This window comes from Roseateles sp. (assembly GCF_046300915.1).
In the GTDB taxonomy this organism is placed as follows: domain Bacteria; phylum Pseudomonadota; class Gammaproteobacteria; order Burkholderiales; family Burkholderiaceae_C; genus Kinneretia.
Genome location: NZ_JBKCLH010000074.1, coordinates 1 through 15,939, shown reverse-complemented (window position 1 = coordinate 15,939; position 15,939 = coordinate 1). Strand labels below are relative to the sequence as shown.

Here is a 15,939-nt window from a genome sequence, read left to right as displayed (position 1 = left end):
ACCAGCCGCTAGAATGCCGCCCATCATGGCCGATCCCACTCCCGCCGAAGTCCAGCAATACATCGCCGATGGCCTGCGCTGCGAGCAGCTGCAGGTGGAAGGCGACGGCCGGCATTTCTTCGCCACCATCGTCTCCACCGAGTTCGAGGGGCTGAACCGGGTGCGCCGTCATCAGCGGGTCTACCAGGCCCTGGGCGACCGCATGCGCGAGCAGATCCACGCGCTGTCGATGAAGACCCTGACACCCGCCGAGGCTGCTTCCGCCCCGGCCCATCACCATCCCTGAACACCCCATCCGTCTAGGCGGATGGCGGTGATGCGCCGCGCCTGCTGGTGACTCGCTGCCGTCCTCCTCCCCCGAGCAGAAGGACGACAAGCAATCATGATCACCCTGGCGCTGTCCAAAGGCCGCATCTTCGAAGAAACCCTGCCGCTGCTGAAGGCCGCCGGCATCGAGGTGCTCGAAGACCCCGAGACCTCGCGCAAGCTCATCCTGCCCACCAACCGCGAGGATGTGCGCGTGGTGCTGGTGCGCGCCTCCGACGTGCCCACCTATGTGCAGTACGGCGGCGCCGACCTGGGCGTGGCCGGCCGTGATGTGCTGATCGAGCATGGCCTGGCCGGCATGTACCAGCCTCTGGACCTGAACATCGCCAAGTGCCGCATGAGCGTGGCGGTGCGCGCCGACTTCGACTACGAAAGCGCCGTCAAGCAGGGCTCGCGCCTGCGTGTGGCCACCAAGTACACCCAGATCGCCCGCCAGCACTTTGCCGACAAGGGCGTGCATGTGGACCTGATCAAGCTCTACGGCTCCATGGAGCTGGCGCCGCTGACCGGCCTGGCCGATGCCATTGTGGATCTGGTCTCCACCGGCAGCACCCTGCGCGCCAACAAGCTGGTGGAGGTGGAGCGCATTATGGACATCTCCTCCCGCCTGGTGGTGAACCAGGCCTCGCTCAAGCTCAAGCGCGCGCCGCTGCGCGCGCTGATCGACGCCTTTGCCACCGCCATTCCCCAGTGAGATCGCGATGACGACCCCTCTCAATCTGCGCCAGCTCAATACCGCCAGCCCCGAGTTCGAAGCCGAGTTCCAGCGCGTGCTGCACTGGTCGGCCGAGACCGATGCAGCCATCGAGACCCGCGTGGCCGAGATCCTGGCCGATGTGCGTGCTCGCGGCGATGCCGCGGTGCTGGAGTACACCGCCCGTTTCGACGGTGTGTCGGCCGGGCAGCTGGGCGCGCTGGAACTGAGCCGCGAGGAACTCAAGGCCGCCTTCGAGGCCATCACCCCGGCCCAGCGCAAAGCCCTGGAGGCCGCCGCCGCCCGGGTGCGCAGCTACCACGAGAAGCAAAAAGCCGCCTGCGGCCAGAGCTGGAGCTACCGCGACGAGGACGGCACTCTGCTGGGGCAAAAAGTGACCCCGCTGGACCGCGTGGGCATTTATGTGCCGGGCGGCAAGGCGGCCTATCCGAGCAGCGTGCTGATGAACGCCATCCCGGCCCAGGTGGCCGGCGTGCCCGAGATCATCATGGTGGTGCCCACGCCAGCCCGCAGGGATGGCGCGTCCAAGGACTCGCGCGGCGAGAAGAACCCCCTGGTGCTGGCCGCCGCCTATGTGGCGGGCGTGCACCGCGCCTTCACCATCGGCGGCGCCCAGGCCGTGGCGGCCCTGGCCTATGGCACGGCCACCGTGCCGCGCGTGGACAAGATCACCGGCCCCGGCAATGCCTATGTGGCCAGCGCCAAGAAGCATGTGTTCGGCCAGGTGGGCATCGACATGATTGCCGGCCCCAGCGAGATCCTGGTGCTGGCCGATGGCACGACCCCGCCGGACTGGGTGGCCATGGACCTCTTCAGCCAGGCCGAGCATGACGAGCTGGCGCAGAGCATCCTGCTCTGCCCCGATGCCGACTACATCGCCCGCGTGCGCGAGTCCATCGAGCGCCTGCTGCCCACCATGCCGCGTCGCGATGTGATCCGTGCCTCGCTGGAGGGTCGTGGCGCCCTGATCCAGACCCGCTCCATGGAGGAGGCCTGCGAGATCTCCAACCGCATTGCGCCCGAGCATCTGGAGGTGTCCAGCCGCGATCCGCATCGCTGGGAGCCCCTGCTGCGCCATGCCGGTGCCATCTTCCTGGGCGCCTACACCAGCGAAAGCCTGGGCGACTACTGCGCCGGCCCCAACCATGTGCTGCCCACCTCGGGCACCGCGCGCTTCTCCTCGCCCCTGGGCGTCTACGACTTCCAGAAGCGCAGCAGCCTGATCGAGGTCAGCGAGGCCGGCGCCCAGGTGCTGGGCCCCATTGCGGCCGAGCTGGCCTATGGCGAGGGGCTGCAGGGGCATGCGCAGGCGGCGGAGATGCGCTTGAAGTAAGACCACGAAGTTCGTGCAACACGAACTTCGTGTTAAATTGCGGTCCATCATGAAGAACGTGACCGTGACCATGGAAGACAGCGTGGCCGAGTGGGCCCGGCTGGAAGCGGCGCGGCGCAATACCAGCGTCTCGCGCCTGGTGGGCGAGATGCTGGCCGAGAAGATGCGCTCGGACGATGCCTACGAGCGGGCGCTGCAGGACTGGCTGCATCGCGAGCGCACCTGGGCCTCGGACGGCCAGCCCTACCCCAGCCGCAGCGAGGCGCCCCGGTGAGCGGCAGCGGCCTCGTCTTCGTGGACACCTCGGTGCTCATCCTCAGCGAGGATGGCGCCCGGCCGGCCGAGCGTGCCCGCGCCCTGGGCTGGCTGATGAGCCTGTGGCAGCAGCGCGCCGGCCGCGTCTCCACCCAGGTGCTCAACGACTTCTACCGCCAGGTCACCACGCGCATCCAGCCGCCCATGCCCAATGGCGATGCGCGGGCCGAGGTGCGGCGCTACCAGCGCTGGAATCCCTGGGCCGTGGACCATGCCACCGTGGAATCGGCCTGGTCCATCGAAAGCCGCTTCGGCCTGGCCTATGCCGACGCCCTGATCGTGGCCGCCGCCAAGGCCCAGGGCTGCGAGCGCCTGCTGAGCCTGGAGCTGCCCCACGCGGCGCAGTACGACAGCGTGCAGATCCTGAACCCCTTGCTCACGGAGCCTCCCAGCACATGGACCCGAGACTGAACCCGGCCCTGGCCCGCATCCGCGAGGATGTGCGCGCCACCCAGGCTTATGCGGTGCAGAGCGCTGCCGGCCTGATCAAGCTGGACACCATGGAGAACCCCTTCCGCCTGCCCGAGGCGCTGCAGCAGCAGCTGGGCGAGCGCCTGGGACGGGTGGCCATCAACCGCTACCCGGCCGAGCGCACGCAAGACCTGGCCCGCGCCCTGGCCGCCCATGCCGGCATGCCCGCGGGCTGCGGCATCACCCTGGGCAATGGCTCGGACGAGATCATCACCATGCTGACCATGGCGGTCAGCCGTCCCGGCGCCAAGATCCTGTCGCCGCTGCCGAGCTTCGTGATGTACGGCATCTCGGCGCGCTACCAGGGCCTGGACTTCGTCGGCGTGCCGCTCACGCCCGACTTCGAGCTGGACGAGGCCGCCATGCGGGCCGCGATCGAGCGGGAGCAGCCTGCGCTGATTTATCTGGCCTACCCGAACAACCCCACCGGCAATCTCTGGGACGCCGCCGTGATCGAGCGCCTGGTGCAGGCCGCGGGTGCGGTGGGCAGTCTGGTGGTGATGGACGAGGCCTACCAGCCCTTTGCCGAGCGCGATGCGATGGGCCTGCTGGCCAAGTACGCCCATGTGCTGGTGATGCGCACCATGAGCAAGTTCGGCCTGGCCGGCGTGCGCATCGGCTACCTGATCGGCCAGCAGGCGCTGGTCAACGAGATCGACAAGATCCGCCCGCCCTTCAATGTGGGCGTGCTCAATGCCGAGGCCGGCCTATTCGCCCTGGAGCATGCCGAGGTCTATGCCGAGCAGGCGCGTGTGCTGCGCGCCGAGCGCGAACGCGTGATGGCCGCCCTGCAAGCCCTGCCCGGCGTGCTGCCCTTTCCGAGTCAGGGCAATATGATCCTGGCGCGGGTGGCCGATGCGGCTGCGGCCTTTGCCGGCATGAAGGCGCGCGGCGTGCTGATCAAGAACGTCTCGGCCATGCACCCCCTGCTGGCCAACTGCCTGCGCCTGACCATAGGCACGCCGGAAGAAAACACGGCCATGCTGGCCGCGCTCAAGGAAAGCCTGTCATGAGTACCCCCCGCATCGCGGAAGTCAGCCGCAATACCAAGGAAACCCAGATCCGCGTGCGCGTCAATCTGGACGGCACGGGCGAGGCCAAGCTGAACACCGGCATCGGCTTCTTCGACCACATGTTGGACCAGATCGCGCGCCACGGCCTGATCGATCTGGAGATCGAGGCCCAAGGCGATCTGCATATCGACGGCCACCACACGGTGGAGGACGTGGGTATCACGCTGGGCATGGCCGTGGCCCAGGCCGTGGGCGACAAGAAGGGCCTCACCCGCTACGGCCACAGCTATGTGCCGCTGGACGAGGCGCTCTCGCGCGTGGTGATCGATTTCTCGGGCCGTCCGGGTCTGGAGATGGACTGCAAGTTCACCGCGGGCTCCATCGGCGCCTTCGACACCCAGCTCACCTATGAGTTCTTCCAGGGCTTTGTGAACCACGCCCTGGTGAGCCTGCATGTGGACAATCTCAAGGGCCACAACGCCCACCACCAATGCGAGACCATGTTCAAGGCCTTTGGCCGCGCGCTGCGCATGGCCATGACCCTGGACCCGCGCAGCGCGGGCGTGATTCCGTCCACCAAGGGAACGCTCTGACATGAAACGGACCGTCGCCGTCGTCGACTACGGCATGGGCAATCTGCGCTCGGTCTCGCAGGCCGTGCTGCATGCGGCCGAGGGCTCGGGCGTGGAGGTCGTGATCACCAGCGAGCCCGAGGCGGTCTATGCCGCCGAGCGCGTGGTGCTGCCCGGCCAGGGCGCGATGCGCGACTGCATGCGCGAGCTGGCCGAATCCGGCATGAAGGAGGCCGTGCTGCATGCCGCAGCGCACAAGCCCCTGATGGGCGTGTGCGTGGGCATGCAGATGCTGCTGGACCACAGCGAGGAGCAGGACACGCCGGGTCTGGGTCTGATCCCCGGCCGGGTGCAGCGCTTCCAGCTGGAGGGCCGGATCCAGCCCGATGGCAGCCGCTACAAGGTGCCGCAGATGGGCTGGAACCGCGTGCGCCAGGCCCGGCCCCACCCGGTCTGGGGCGAGGTGCCCGACCAGAGCTGGTTCTACTTCGTTCACAGCTTTTACGCCACGACGTCGGACCCGCACCACAGCGTGGGCGAGACCGACTACGGTCTGTGCTTTACCAGCGCGGTGGCCCGGGATAATATTTTTGCCACCCAATTCCATCCCGAGAAAAGTGCCGCGCTGGGGCTCGCCCTGTATCGCAACTTCCTGCTGTGGAAGCCTTGAGGACCGCCCCGTCATCCTCTTCCTCCGCGCTTTTCCGCTCCATTCCTTTCCACCACCACCTGCACTTCGGCCATGCTGCTGATTCCCGCCATTGACCTGAAGGACGGCAAATGCGTCCGTCTCCAACAGGGCGATATGAATGCCTCCACCACCTTCGGCGATGACCCGGCCGCCATGGCCCGTCGCTGGGTGGACGCTGGCGCCCGACGCCTGCACCTGGTCGACTTGAACGGCGCCTTTGCCGGCAAGCCGGTCAACGAGGGCGCCATCCGGTCCATCCTCCGCGAGGTCGGTGACGACATCCCGGTGCAGCTGGGCGGCGGCATCCGCGACCTGGACACCATCGAGCACTATCTGGACGACGGCCTGAGCTACATCATCATCGGCACGGCCGCCGTCAAGAACCCCGGCTTCCTGAAGGACGCCTGCAGCGCCTTTGGCGGCCACATCATCGTGGGCCTGGACGCCAAGGACGGCAAGGTGGCCACCGACGGCTGGAGCAAGCTCACCGGCCACGAGGTCGTGGACCTGGCCCGCAAGTTCGAGGACTACGGCGTCGAGGGCGTGATCTACACCGATATCGGTCGCGATGGCATGCTCAGCGGCATCAATATCGAGGCCACGGTGCGCCTGGCCCAGGCCCTGACCATGCCCGTGATCGCCTCGGGCGGTCTGGCCGGCCTGGCCGATATCGAGGCCCTGTGCGCCGTGGAGCGCGAGGGCGTCTCGGGCGTGATCTGCGGTCGCGCCATCTACACCGGCGATCTGGATCTGGCCGAGGCCCAGCGCCGCGCCGACGCGCTCAGCGACGAGCTGGGCAACTAGGAGTCGCCGCTTGCTGGCCAAACGCATCATTCCCTGCCTGGACGTGACCGGCGGTCGCGTCGTCAAGGGCGTCAACTTCGAACAGCTGCGCGACGCGGGCGACCCGGTGGAAATCGCCGCCCGCTACAACGAGCAGGGCGCCGACGAGCTGACCTTTCTGGACATCACCGCCACCAGCGACGGGCGCGACCTGATCCTGCCCATCATCGAGGCCGTGGCCTCCCAGGTCTTCATCCCGCTGACCGTGGGCGGTGGCGTGCGCGCGGTGGGGGATGTGCGGCGCCTGCTCAATGCCGGGGCCGACAAGGTGAGCTTCAACTCCGCCGCGATTGCCAATCCGCAGCTGATCCGTGATGCCTCGGACAAGTACGGCGCGCAGTGCATCGTGGTGGCGATTGATGCCAAGCGTCGTGAAGATGGCAGCGGCTGGGATGTCTACAGCCACGGTGGCCGCAAGAACACCGGCCTGGACGTGCTGGCCTGGGCCCGCCAGATGGCCGAGCATGGCGCCGGCGAGATCCTGCTCACCAGCATGGACCGCGACGGCACCCGAAGCGGCTTCGATCTGGCCCTCACCCGCGCGGTGAGCGATGCGGTGAGCGTGCCCGTGATCGCCTCGGGCGGCGTGGGCTCGCTGGATGATCTGGCCGACGGCGTGCAAAAAGGTGGGGCCGATGCGGTGCTGGCTGCCAGCATCTTCCATTACGGCCATCACACCGTGGGCGAAGCCAAGGCCTTGATGGCCGCGCGCGGCATCCCGGTGCGCCAATGATGCCCCTCGTCGTGCGAGTACGCCCGCCGATCCCCCGAGGGGATGCCGGCCGGCTTGGGGCGGCCCGGCGCTCGGCCGCTTGTGGGGAGCCACGACATGGCTGAAGTGCGGATCATTGGCGGCTCGTGGAAGCGCTCCAAGCTCCCGGTGGCCGACAAGCCCGGCCTGCGTCCCACGCCCGACCGCGTGCGCGAGACCCTGTTCAACTGGCTGGGCCAGGATCTGAGCGGTTGGCGCGTGCTGGACGCCTTTGCCGGCAGCGGTGCCCTGGGCTTTGAGGCCGCCTCGCGCGGCGCCGCCGAGGTGCTGCTGCTGGAGCGCGACGCCGAGCTCTGCCGCAGCCTCAAGGCCAGCCGCACAAGGCTCAAGGCCGAGGACCGTTTGCAGGTGGAGCAGGCCGATGCCCTGGCCTGGATGGCGCGCTGCGCCCCGGCCCGCTACGAACTGGTCTTCCTTGATCCGCCCTTCCAGCAGGAGTTGTTTGATGCGGCGCTTAAGGCGGCCGCGCCCCTGCTGGTGCCGGGCGGCTTCATCTATCTGGAGTCGCCGCGCCCCCTGGAGCCGGCGCCCGAGCTGGGGCTCAAGGCCTGGCGCCAGGCCAAGGCCGGCGCGGTCCACAGCCAGTTGTTGCAGCGCAGCGGATAATCGCGGCTTTTCATCGCCGCCTCCTCGGGAGACAGCTCTTGACCTCCGTGACCGTTCTCACCGCCGTCTACCCCGGCACCTTCGATCCCCTGACCCTGGGCCATGAGGACCTGATGCGCCGGGCCAGCCGCCTGTTCGAGCGGCTCATCGTGGCGGTGGCCGCGGGCCACCACAAGCGCACCATGTTCTCCATCGAGGAGCGCCTGGACATGGCCCAGCAGCTGGCGGCCAAGTACCCCAATGTGGAGGTCATCCCCTTCCGCGGCCTCTTGCGCGACTTCGTGCTGGAGCATGGCGGCAAGGTGGTGGTGCGCGGTCTGCGCGCCGTCAGCGACTTCGAGTACGAGTTCCAGATGGCCGGCATGAACCGCAGCCTGATGCCCGACGTCGAGACCGTCTTCCTCACGCCCTCGGACCAGTACCAGTTCATTTCCAGCACCTTCGTCAGGGAGATCGCCACCCTGGGCGGCGATGTCTCCAAGTTCGTGTCACCCTTGGTGCTCGATCGCTTGCGCGAGCGCATCAAGAAGGCGGAGTAAGGGGCAGGACATGGCTTTGATGATTACCGATGAGTGCATCAACTGCGATGTGTGCGAGCCCGAGTGCCCCAACAATGCCATCTCCATGGGCGCGGAGTACTACGAGATTGATCCGGGCAAGTGCACCGAATGCGTGGGCCATCACGAGGAGCCGCAGTGCGTGGCCCTGTGCCCCGTGGCCTGCATCCCGGTGAACCCCCAGCATGTCGAGACCCGCGAGATGCTGATGCAGAAGTATCTGCGCCTGACGGCCACCGCCTGAGTCAGGCCAGGCGCCGCAGCTCGCCGTAGCGCGGGGCTGCAGGCCAGGCGGCGGCCTCGCGCGGGGCCGGGCCTGCCCAGGCGCGGGCCAGCATCCAGCCGCCGTGGCCCACCAGCAGGGTGGGGCGCTGCGCGGGCTGCCAGGCCCGGGCACGCGCCAGCAGCTGGGTGAGGCTTTCGCCCCCGCCCGGCGCGTGTTGGGCAAAGTCCGCGCACCAGGCGTCCACCTCGGTCTGGCCGATGAGGGGCCAGGTCTTGCCCTCCCAGCGGCCGAAGTCCAGCTCCAGCAGGGCGGCGTCCACCCGGTGCTGCCAGCCCCAGCGGCGCAGCCAGCGGCCCACGGCGCGGCAGCGCGCCAGCGGCGAGGTGTGGATGCAGTGCGGCAGGCGTTCGCGCCGGGCCTGGGCCTGGATGCGCCGGGCCAGGCGCTTGGCCCGGCGCCAGTGCACGGGCAGATCGCTGCCCGCGCCCACGCAGCGCCCCGCCGCGCCCTCGGGCCGCGGATGACGCCAGACCCAGAGCGCTTCAGCCGGGGCCAGGTTTTGCCCAGATTCATCCATGGCTGACGAACTGGGCCGCAAAGCCCAGCAGGGCGGCCAGCTCGGCCAGCTGCTGGGTGGCGCCCAGGTTGTCGCCGGTGAAACCGCCCAGGCGCTTGTCCAGCCAGCCCTGCATCAGCAGGGTGGCGCCGGCCACGCCCAGGGCCGCCAGGCAGAGGCTGGGCAGCCAGCTCATGTCCACCGCCAGCAGGCCCAGGCTGGCCAGGGCCACCCAGGCCAGGGCCACGAACAGCCCGGCGCCGCCGATGCGGGTGGCCAGGGGCTTGGCCTTGGCATGCTCTGCATCGCCCGCATAGGGCAGGCTGTGGATCAGCCAGACCGGCGCGGCGCGCGAGGCCGCATGGGCCCAGATCCAGCCGGCAATTGCCAGCCAGCCATCCTGCTCCAGCAGGGCCAGCAGCACGGCGGCCTTGAGCCCCAGCATCAGGATCAGGGCCAGGGCGCCGTAGCTCCCGATGCGCGAGTCCTTCATGATGCTCAGGGCCTTCTCGCGCGAGACCGCGCCGCCCAGGCCGTCCCAGGTGTCGGCCCAGCCGTCTTCGTGGAAGCCGCCGGTCAGCCAGATGCCGCCGGCCAGGGCCAGGCCCACGGCCACCGGGGCGGTCCAGAACCACAGCGCGGCCCACAGCAGCAGGGCACAGAAGGCCCCCACCAGCAGGCCCACCAGCGGGAAGTGGCGGGCGCAGTGCTGCAGCCAGATCGGCTCGAAGCCCACCCAGCGCGGGATGGGCAGGCGGGTGAAGAACTGCAGGGCGATGAAGAAGAGCCGGAGTTCGTGGACGAGCAGATGCATGCGTGGCGGACGGGGGCGTGGGCCGCGATTATCGGCGGCAGGGCTAGGGCCGCGGCTCAGTCCAGGGCGCGAGGCAGGCGGATCAGGAATCCCAGACCGGGCCCGGGGCGGTCGTCCAGCCGGATCTCACCGCCCATGCGCTGGCACAGGCTTTGCACGATGTGCAGGCCCAGACCCGAGCCGCCGGCGCCGCGCTTGGTGGTGAAGAAGGGTTCAAACAGCCGATGGCGCAATTCGGGTGCTACGCCGCGGCCGTTGTCACGCACGCTCAGCAGGCAGCCATCCGCATCCGACTTCAGGCTGATGCGCAATTCGCGCTCCTGATGCTCGGGCTCGAAGGCGTGGTTGATGGCGTTGAGCAGCAGATTCGAGATCACCTGGGAAAACATGCCGCCCGACAGCCTCAGGTCGAGCCGCTCGGGCAGATCCAGCTGCACGTTCACTCGGGCGCTGCGCAGCACGGGCTGATGCACCATGACGATGGAGCGCAGGTACTCGCCCACATCCATGCGCTGGCTATCCTCATTGCCCTGATCCACGGCCAGGGTCTTGAAACCACCCATCAGGCTGGAGGCCCTCTCCAGATTGCCCACGACCAGGGTGGCGGCGTCCCGCAGATGGCCGGCCAGCGCCTGCAGCTCGTGGCGGCTGACCTTGTCGCCCTGCAGCTTGCGCAAGAGCTCACTGGCAAACTCCTCCAGGCCGGAGGCCGCCGTGACCGCGATGCCCAGCGGGGAATTCACTTCGTGCGCGACGCTGGCCACCATGCCGCCCAGGGTGGCCAGCTTCTCGCGTTCCACCAGGGTGGTGGTGGCCAGTCGCAATTCCTCGGTGCGGGCCTGGACCTCGCGCTCCAGTGCCGCCTCGCGGTCCTGGTGCTGCAGCTCGGCCGCGCAGCGAGCCGCGAAGATGGAGAGCAGGGACAGGGCCAGCAGATGCTTGTCCGCACTGATTTCCCGCTTGTCCAAGGCCACCAGAATGCCCAGGCTCTGGCCGTCGGTGCCCACCATGGGCGTGCCCACATAGCTCTGCGCGCCCATCTCGCCCAGCAGCAGATCCTCGGGGTAGGCCTGCTGCACGCCGCAGGGGTAGAAGCACATGCTCTGCTCAGCCACATTGCTGCAGGGCGTGCCGGCCAGCGAGTAGCTGAGATTGGGCAGCCAGTCCTCGCCGCCCCAGACCGCCAGGGTCTGCACGCCCTCGCTACCGTCCTCCATGCGCAGCAGGCGGCCGGCGATCACATAGGCCACATCCAGGGCTGCGGCCAGGTCCTTGACCAGCACACGGAAGAACGCCTCGCCCTGCACCCGGGAGGTGGACAGGGTGATCGAGCGCAGTGCCGCCTCGGCCAGGCGCCGGCTTTCCGCCTCGCTGAAGAGGCGGCCCGCGGTCTCGCCGCCCTCAGCTGTCGGGATAGCGCTCATAGATCATGCGCACATCGTCCAGGCGCTCCAGCAGCATGCGCACCAGATTCGGGTCGAAACGTGTGCCGGCCTCGCTGCGTATGAGGTCCAGAGCTTCGTCGAAGTTCCAGGGCTTCTTGTAGCAGCGCTCGCTGACCAGGGCGTCCAGCACATCGGCCAGGGCCACGATGCGGCCCACGATATGGATCTGCTCGCCCGCCAGACCGCGCGGGTAACCCAGGCCGTCCCAACGCTCGTGGTGTTCGTGGGCGATGGTGGCACCCAGCTGCAGGATGCGCTTGTCGCTCTTGTTGAGCAGCTCGTAGCCGATGCGGGCATGGGTCTTCATGACCTCCCACTCCTCCTCGTCGAGTTTGCCCGGCTTGTTGAGTACGCGGTCGGGAATGCCGATCTTGCCCACATCGTGCAGGGGCGCGGCCTGACGCAGAAACTCCACATCGGCACCCTTCATGCCCACGGACTCGCCGAGCAGGGCCGAGAGCTCGGCCACGCGCCTCACATGGGCGCCGGTTTCCTTGGAGCGCTTTTCCACCGCTTCGCCCAGGATATAGACCGTGGAGCGCTGGGTGTCCTGGATCTCCTCGCGCAGCAGCAGGCTCTCGTAGGTGATGGCCACATTGGCGCAGAAGATCTCCAGCAGCTCGCGGGCGGCGGCGTCCACGGGCTCGTCGAACACCATGTAGAGCAGGCTCTCATTGCCGGTGCTGCTGCGGTAGTAGCCCACGAAGTGGCGCTCGTCGAAATGGCTTTGCTGTTGCTCGAGCGCGTTTTCCAGAACACCGCGCACGTCTTCGGGAAGATCGCGCAGTTCCTCGTCCACCAGCAGGCGCGAGTACTCGGCCGTGGCGGCCAGCACCTTGAGTCGGCCTTCCATATGCGAGGCGGCGTAGGCGGCCACGCGCGTGGCGCACAGGCCCTGGGCATCCATGCCCAGCAGATGGCCTACCTGCTCCAGCACGGCCGAGGCGAAGCGGCGCAGATTGTGCGAGTCGTAGACCTTGGTGATGGAGTCGATCGCGCGGCGCAGGGCCAGACGCGAGGACTCGATGATCATGATGTCGCGGTAGCTGCGCAGCGCGTTGTAGAAGACCGTGATCAGCTTGCGCTTGGTGAGCTCCGTCTTTTCCTTGTAGTCATTGATGTCGTAGCTCTTGATCACATGCTCTTCGGGCGCCTGACCGGGCTGGCCCGTGCGCAGCACGATGCGCACATGGTGGTTGTTGAGCTCCTCGCGGATGTAGCGTGCCAGCTCCAGGCCGGCATGCTCGCTCTCCATCACCACATCCAGCAGGATCATGGCGATATCGCGCCGGCTGGCTAGCAGCTCACGCGCCTCCACCGCGCTGTAGGCGTCCAGGAAGAGCAGACGCCGCCCGGCAAACTCGAAGCCCGCCATCACCAGCTGCGTGACCTCGTGGACCGCGGGGTCGTCGTCCACGATCATCACGACCCAGGGGTCCAGGACCTTGGCCATGGGGGCCTCGGGCAGTTCGTCGGCGAATACCAGATCCGTCATGGAGCGAGACCTCGCGGCAATGAGCGTGTGGCCCATTATTACCACGGAAGGCCGCGCTGTGTGGGCGGCGTGGCGTGCCGGTCTCAGCCTCGCTCGCTGACCCCGGCGGAGGCGAAGCTGGCCATCTCCGCCAGGATGCGGCAGGCCGACTCCAGCAGGGGCCAAGCCAGGGCCGCGCCTGAACCCTCGCCCAGGCGCAGGCCCAGGTCCAGCAGGGGTTCGGCCTGAAGGGCCTGCAGCATCAGGCGGTGGCCCGCCTCCTGCGAGGCATGCGAGAACACGCAGCGCTGCAGGACCGCCGGCTGCAGGCGGGCCGCCACCAGCACGGCCGCGCCGGTGATGAAGCCGTCCACCAGGATCACGCGGCGCTCGGCCGCGGCCTGCAGCACCGCGCCTACCATCATGGCGATCTCGAAGCCGCCGAAGGCCGCCAGCGCGCCCAGGGGCGTGACCGCCTCGCCGTGGCGCTGCAGCACCTGGCGCAGCACGTCCACCTTGCGAGCCAGCTGGGCGTCGTCAAGACCTGTCCCCCGGCCCACGCACTGCGCGATGGGGCTGTCGGTCAGGCGGGCCAGCAGCAGGGCGGCGGCCGAGGTGTTGCCAATGCCCATCTCGCCCAGCAACAGCACATTGCCGGGGCGCTGGCGCAGCAGCGAGCGACCGGCGCTGATGGCGGTGGCGCACTGGTCCGGGCTCATGGCCGGGCCGGCCAGGGCGTCGGCCGTGCCGGGGGCGATCTTGGCGATCACCAGGCCCTCGCGCGGCGCGAATTCGTGCGCCACACCGGCGTCCACCACGGTCAGGGTCAGACCATGCTGGCGGGCCAGCACCGACACCGCGGCGCCGCCAGCCAGAAAGTTCTCCACCATTTGCCAGGTCACATCGCTGGGAAAGGCCGACACACCGCGCGCCGCCAGGCCGTGGTCGCCGGCAAACACCATCAGCTGCGGTGCCTCCAGGCGCGGGGTCTCGCTGCCCAGGATCAGGCCCAGGCGCAGCATCAGGGCTTCCAGGCGGCCCAGGGCGCCCAGGGGCTTGGTTTTGCCGTCGATGCGGGCCTGCAGCGCGGCGGCCAGATCGGCTTGCTCCAGCGGGGCGATGCTGGGGATGAGGTCGTGCTCGGACATGGTGGGTTCCCTCAGGAAGGTGCTTTGTCGGTGTCTGGGCGGGCAGTCAGCCACTGGCGCGCGCTGCTCATCGGATCAGGGCCTGCAAGGCGCCGGGCTGGAAATGCCTGTCCACGAAATCGGCCAGGCCGTCGAAGACCTGGTCCAGGCTCGCGCCGCTGGCGCCGAACAGGGCCTGCAGAACGGCGGGCTGCTCGAACAGGCCATGCACATAGTGGCCCAGCACCGAGCCCTGCTGCCAGCCTATGGCCTGGCCCTGGGCATCGCGCAGTGCCACGGCGGCGGTGGCCAGCGAGGGATGCTGGGCGGTGCGGCCGTGGTGGATCTCATAGCCCGCGGCGCCCTGGCCGGCCAGCGCCGCCCAGGGGCCGGCCAAGCCTTGATCGAAGCGCGCCTGGCAGGGCCGCAGCAGCTTCTCGCGCTCGAACTGCGTGACCAGGGGCAGCAGGCCCAGGCCCGGCGCATTGCCGTCCAGCGCATGCGGGTCCAGCAGGGCCTCGCCCAACATCTGCAGGCCGCCGCAGATGCCCAGCACCGGACGGCCGGCCGCCGCATGGGCGGCGATGGCGGCGTCCAGGCGCTGCGCGCGTAGCCAGGCCAGATCGGCGGCCACGGCCTTGGAGCCGGGCAGGATGATCCAGTCCGCGGCCTGCAGCTCGGCCGTGCTGCGGGCCCAGACCAGGCGCACGCCCGGCAGGCCGCGCAGGGGCTGGAACTCGTCCAGATTGGACAGGCGCGGATAGGCCACGATGGCAATCCGAGTGAGCCGATTGGGCAGCGAAGTGGAGGTGCCGTTCGCTGGGCCGTTCCCGAGAACGGCGCCGCCCCCTAGGGGGGCCGACTGTGTACTCGCAGGCGAGGGGCTGTCATCAAACACGCCGTCTTCCTCGGGCAGGCCGTGGCCGCGCCACATGGGCAGGGTGGCCAGGGTGGGCACGCCGGTCAGGGCCTGCAGCTGCTCGGGGCCGGGCGAGAGCAGGCGCGCGTCGCCGCGAAAGCGGTTGAGCACAAAGCCTTTGATGAGGGCACGCTCCTCGGGCGGCAGCAGCTGGTGGGTGCCGTAGAGATGGGCGAAGGCGCCGCCGCGGTCGATGTCGGTCACCAGCAGGCAGGCGGCCCCGGCCTCGCGGGCGGTGCGCATATTCACATAGTCGCTGCTGTGCAGATTGATCTCGGCCGGCGAGCCCGCGCCCTCGATCAGCACCAGATCGTTCTCGGCCATCAGCGCGTGCAGGGCGGCGCGGGCATGGGGCCAGAGCTTCTCGCTGCGCTCGCGCCAGGGCGTGGCATTGAGCTCGGCATGCACCTCGCCCAGCACCACCACCTGGCTCCGGGTATCGGCCTCGGGCTTGAGCAGCACCGGGTTCATGCGCACCTCGGGCTGGCGGCCGGCGGCCAGGGCCTGGAAATACTGGGCGCTGCCGATCTCGCCCATATTTCCATCCAGACCAGGGACGACGCGCGCGTTATTGCTCATGTTCTGCGCCTTGAAGGGCGCCACCTTCAGCCCCTGACGGGCATACCAGCGGCACAGCGCGGTCGTCAGCCAGCTCTTGCCGGCGCCGCTGGTGGTGCCCAGCACCATCAGGGCCTTGGCCTGTCGGCTCATCGATCAATCTCCTTCAAGAGGGCCTGCTGGGCCGGGCCGGGCAGGGCGGCAATGCGCCAGGCGCCGGGGGCGCCCAGGCTGCTGGCCTCGCGCAGCTTGAGGCCGGCCGTGCGCAGGCGTCCATCATCCAGGGGCCGCGGCGGGCGGGCCAGCCAGAAGTTCGTCACGCTCTCGCCCTGCACCCAGCCGCGCTGGGCCAGGGCCTCGCGCAGCTGGCGGCGCCACAGGCGCAGCTGCTCGCGCGAATGCGCCAGCCACAGGGCCGTGGCCGGATCATGCCAGTGCTGCAGCAGGGCCACGCCCTCTGCCGAGAGCACCCAGCTGGGCGCCAGCGATAGCATGCGGGCCCAGAGCGTGTCGGGCTCGGGCGCGCGCAAGTAGGCGGCGCGCACCCCCGTCAGGCCCATGGCCTTGTTGGGGCAGACCAGCTGCCAGGCCTGGGCGGGCAGGGT

General features: G+C 68.9%; 20 protein-coding genes. 13 read left to right on the top strand and 7 right to left on the bottom strand.

All coding sequences use genetic code 11. From position 1 onward, the window contains the following. Positions 1 to 25: 25 nt before the first annotated feature. The 13 genes from ACK5F2_RS05460 (at position 26) to ACK5F2_RS05400 (ending at position 8,459) form a co-directional block, all read left to right on the top strand. Positions 26 to 286, top strand: a complete 261-nt coding sequence (locus tag ACK5F2_RS05460) for a BolA family protein (RefSeq protein WP_409863348.1) — start codon at positions 26 to 28, stop codon at positions 284 to 286. 96 nt (positions 287 to 382) lie between these two features. After that, positions 383 to 1,021 (top strand): ATP phosphoribosyltransferase, encoded by a 639-nt coding sequence (gene hisG, locus ACK5F2_RS05455; RefSeq protein WP_409863347.1) that lies wholly within the window; start codon positions 383 to 385, stop codon positions 1,019 to 1,021. 7 nt (positions 1,022 to 1,028) lie between these two features. Beyond that, positions 1,029 to 2,375: a histidinol dehydrogenase gene (hisD, locus tag ACK5F2_RS05450; protein WP_409863345.1), complete on the top strand. Its 1,347-nt coding sequence runs from the start codon at positions 1,029 to 1,031 to the stop codon at positions 2,373 to 2,375. A gap of 49 nt (positions 2,376 to 2,424) precedes the next feature. Further along, on the top strand, positions 2,425 to 2,649 hold the full coding sequence (locus ACK5F2_RS05445) for a CopG family transcriptional regulator (protein ID WP_133603341.1): 225 nt from the start codon (positions 2,425 to 2,427) through the stop codon (positions 2,647 to 2,649). Beyond that, the gene (locus tag ACK5F2_RS05440; protein ID WP_409863344.1) at positions 2,646 to 3,101 is read left to right on the top strand and encodes a PIN domain-containing protein; all 456 of its coding nucleotides are present in this window, start codon (positions 2,646 to 2,648) and stop codon (positions 3,099 to 3,101) included. The genes ACK5F2_RS05445 and ACK5F2_RS05440 overlap by 4 nt, the downstream gene beginning before the upstream one ends. Further along, positions 3,086 to 4,174 carry a histidinol-phosphate transaminase gene (gene hisC, locus ACK5F2_RS05435; RefSeq protein ID WP_409863343.1) on the top strand — a complete coding sequence of 363 codons (1,089 nt, stop codon included), beginning with the start codon at positions 3,086 to 3,088 and terminating at the stop codon, positions 4,172 to 4,174. The genes ACK5F2_RS05440 and hisC overlap by 16 nt, the downstream gene beginning before the upstream one ends. Next, complete coding sequence (gene hisB, locus ACK5F2_RS05430) at positions 4,171 to 4,767, top strand: imidazoleglycerol-phosphate dehydratase HisB (RefSeq protein ID WP_409863342.1); 597 nt, start codon at positions 4,171 to 4,173, stop codon at positions 4,765 to 4,767. The genes hisC and hisB overlap by 4 nt, the downstream gene beginning before the upstream one ends. 1 nt (position 4,768) lies before the next feature. Continuing rightward, the gene (hisH, locus tag ACK5F2_RS05425) at positions 4,769 to 5,416 is read left to right on the top strand and encodes an imidazole glycerol phosphate synthase subunit HisH (protein WP_409863340.1); all 648 of its coding nucleotides are present in this window, start codon (positions 4,769 to 4,771) and stop codon (positions 5,414 to 5,416) included. A 72-nt stretch (positions 5,417 to 5,488) separates the two neighbouring features. Further along, positions 5,489 to 6,241, top strand: a complete 753-nt coding sequence (gene hisA / locus ACK5F2_RS05420) for a 1-(5-phosphoribosyl)-5-[(5-phosphoribosylamino)methylideneamino]imidazole-4-carboxamide isomerase (protein ID WP_409863338.1) — start codon at positions 5,489 to 5,491, stop codon at positions 6,239 to 6,241. Between the two features lie 10 nt (positions 6,242 to 6,251). Then, a complete protein-coding gene (gene hisF, locus ACK5F2_RS05415; RefSeq protein WP_409863337.1) occupies positions 6,252 to 7,013 on the top strand; it encodes an imidazole glycerol phosphate synthase subunit HisF in 762 nt (253 codons plus the stop codon). Between the two features lie 96 nt (positions 7,014 to 7,109). Further along, entirely contained in the window at positions 7,110 to 7,658 is a 549-nt protein-coding gene (gene rsmD / locus ACK5F2_RS05410; RefSeq protein WP_409863335.1) for a 16S rRNA (guanine(966)-N(2))-methyltransferase RsmD, read from the top strand. 38 nt (positions 7,659 to 7,696) lie between these two features. Next, on the top strand, positions 7,697 to 8,197 hold the full coding sequence (coaD, locus tag ACK5F2_RS05405) for a pantetheine-phosphate adenylyltransferase (protein WP_409863333.1): 501 nt from the start codon (positions 7,697 to 7,699) through the stop codon (positions 8,195 to 8,197). A 10-nt stretch (positions 8,198 to 8,207) separates the two neighbouring features. Then, the gene (locus tag ACK5F2_RS05400; RefSeq protein WP_409846377.1) at positions 8,208 to 8,459 is read left to right on the top strand and encodes a YfhL family 4Fe-4S dicluster ferredoxin; all 252 of its coding nucleotides are present in this window, start codon (positions 8,208 to 8,210) and stop codon (positions 8,457 to 8,459) included. Between the two features lies 1 nt (position 8,460). Here ACK5F2_RS05400 and ACK5F2_RS05395 read toward each other — a convergent pair whose 3' ends face one another. The 7 genes from ACK5F2_RS05395 to ACK5F2_RS05365 form a co-directional block, all read right to left on the bottom strand. After that, entirely contained in the window at positions 8,461 to 9,018 is a 558-nt protein-coding gene (locus tag ACK5F2_RS05395) for a histidine phosphatase family protein (protein WP_409863331.1), read from the bottom strand. Beyond that, the gene (locus ACK5F2_RS05390) at positions 9,011 to 9,811 is read right to left on the bottom strand and encodes an adenosylcobinamide-GDP ribazoletransferase (protein WP_409863330.1); all 801 of its coding nucleotides are present in this window, start codon (positions 9,809 to 9,811) and stop codon (positions 9,011 to 9,013) included. Before ACK5F2_RS05390 ends, ACK5F2_RS05395 begins: the two co-directional genes overlap by 8 nt. A gap of 56 nt (positions 9,812 to 9,867) precedes the next feature. Further along, positions 9,868 to 11,235 (bottom strand): sensor histidine kinase, encoded by a 1,368-nt coding sequence (locus tag ACK5F2_RS05385; protein ID WP_409863328.1) that lies wholly within the window; start codon positions 11,233 to 11,235, stop codon positions 9,868 to 9,870. Beyond that, complete coding sequence (locus ACK5F2_RS05380; protein WP_409863327.1) at positions 11,213 to 12,751, bottom strand: DUF3369 domain-containing protein; 1,539 nt, start codon at positions 12,749 to 12,751, stop codon at positions 11,213 to 11,215. The genes ACK5F2_RS05385 and ACK5F2_RS05380 overlap by 23 nt, the downstream gene beginning before the upstream one ends. A gap of 83 nt (positions 12,752 to 12,834) precedes the next feature. Further along, positions 12,835 to 13,878, bottom strand: coding sequence for a nicotinate-nucleotide--dimethylbenzimidazole phosphoribosyltransferase (cobT, locus tag ACK5F2_RS05375; protein ID WP_409863325.1), 1,044 nt, complete (start codon positions 13,876 to 13,878; stop codon positions 12,835 to 12,837). Positions 13,879 to 13,945: 67 nt separating this feature from the next. Continuing rightward, the gene (locus tag ACK5F2_RS05370) at positions 13,946 to 15,487 is read right to left on the bottom strand and encodes a cobyric acid synthase (RefSeq protein ID WP_409863323.1); all 1,542 of its coding nucleotides are present in this window, start codon (positions 15,485 to 15,487) and stop codon (positions 13,946 to 13,948) included. After that, the coding region (locus ACK5F2_RS05365) for an aminotransferase class I/II-fold pyridoxal phosphate-dependent enzyme (protein ID WP_409863322.1) at positions 15,484 to 15,939 on the bottom strand (456 nt) is incomplete at its 5' end. The genes ACK5F2_RS05365 and ACK5F2_RS05370, both read right to left, overlap by 4 nt.

Bases quoted from the DNA above. Each gene is read 5' to 3' on its own strand.
- ACK5F2_RS05460 (WP_409863348.1), top strand. From the start codon at position 26: ATGGCCGATCCCACTCCCGCCGAAGTCCAGCAATACATCGCCGATGGC.
- hisG (WP_409863347.1), top strand. From the start codon at position 383: ATGATCACCCTGGCGCTGTCCAAAGGCCGCATCTTCGAAGAAACCCTG.
- hisD (WP_409863345.1), top strand. From the start codon at position 1,029: ATGACGACCCCTCTCAATCTGCGCCAGCTCAATACCGCCAGCCCCGAG.
- ACK5F2_RS05445 (WP_133603341.1), top strand. From the start codon at position 2,425: ATGAAGAACGTGACCGTGACCATGGAAGACAGCGTGGCCGAGTGGGCC.
- hisC (WP_409863343.1), top strand. From the start codon at position 3,086: ATGGACCCGAGACTGAACCCGGCCCTGGCCCGCATCCGCGAGGATGTG.
- hisB (WP_409863342.1), top strand. From the start codon at position 4,171: ATGAGTACCCCCCGCATCGCGGAAGTCAGCCGCAATACCAAGGAAACC.
- hisH (WP_409863340.1), top strand. From the start codon at position 4,769: ATGAAACGGACCGTCGCCGTCGTCGACTACGGCATGGGCAATCTGCGC.
- hisA (WP_409863338.1), top strand. From the start codon at position 5,489: ATGCTGCTGATTCCCGCCATTGACCTGAAGGACGGCAAATGCGTCCGT.
- rsmD (WP_409863335.1), top strand. From the start codon at position 7,110: ATGGCTGAAGTGCGGATCATTGGCGGCTCGTGGAAGCGCTCCAAGCTC.
- ACK5F2_RS05400 (WP_409846377.1), top strand. From the start codon at position 8,208: ATGGCTTTGATGATTACCGATGAGTGCATCAACTGCGATGTGTGCGAG.
- ACK5F2_RS05395 (WP_409863331.1), bottom strand. From the start codon at position 9,018: ATGGATGAATCTGGGCAAAACCTGGCCCCGGCTGAAGCGCTCTGGGTC.
- ACK5F2_RS05390 (WP_409863330.1), bottom strand. From the start codon at position 9,811: ATGCATCTGCTCGTCCACGAACTCCGGCTCTTCTTCATCGCCCTGCAG.
- ACK5F2_RS05385 (WP_409863328.1), bottom strand. From the start codon at position 11,235: ATGAGCGCTATCCCGACAGCTGAGGGCGGCGAGACCGCGGGCCGCCTC.
- ACK5F2_RS05380 (WP_409863327.1), bottom strand. From the start codon at position 12,751: ATGACGGATCTGGTATTCGCCGACGAACTGCCCGAGGCCCCCATGGCC.
- cobT (WP_409863325.1), bottom strand. From the start codon at position 13,878: ATGTCCGAGCACGACCTCATCCCCAGCATCGCCCCGCTGGAGCAAGCC.
- ACK5F2_RS05370 (WP_409863323.1), bottom strand. From the start codon at position 15,487: ATGAGCCGACAGGCCAAGGCCCTGATGGTGCTGGGCACCACCAGCGGC.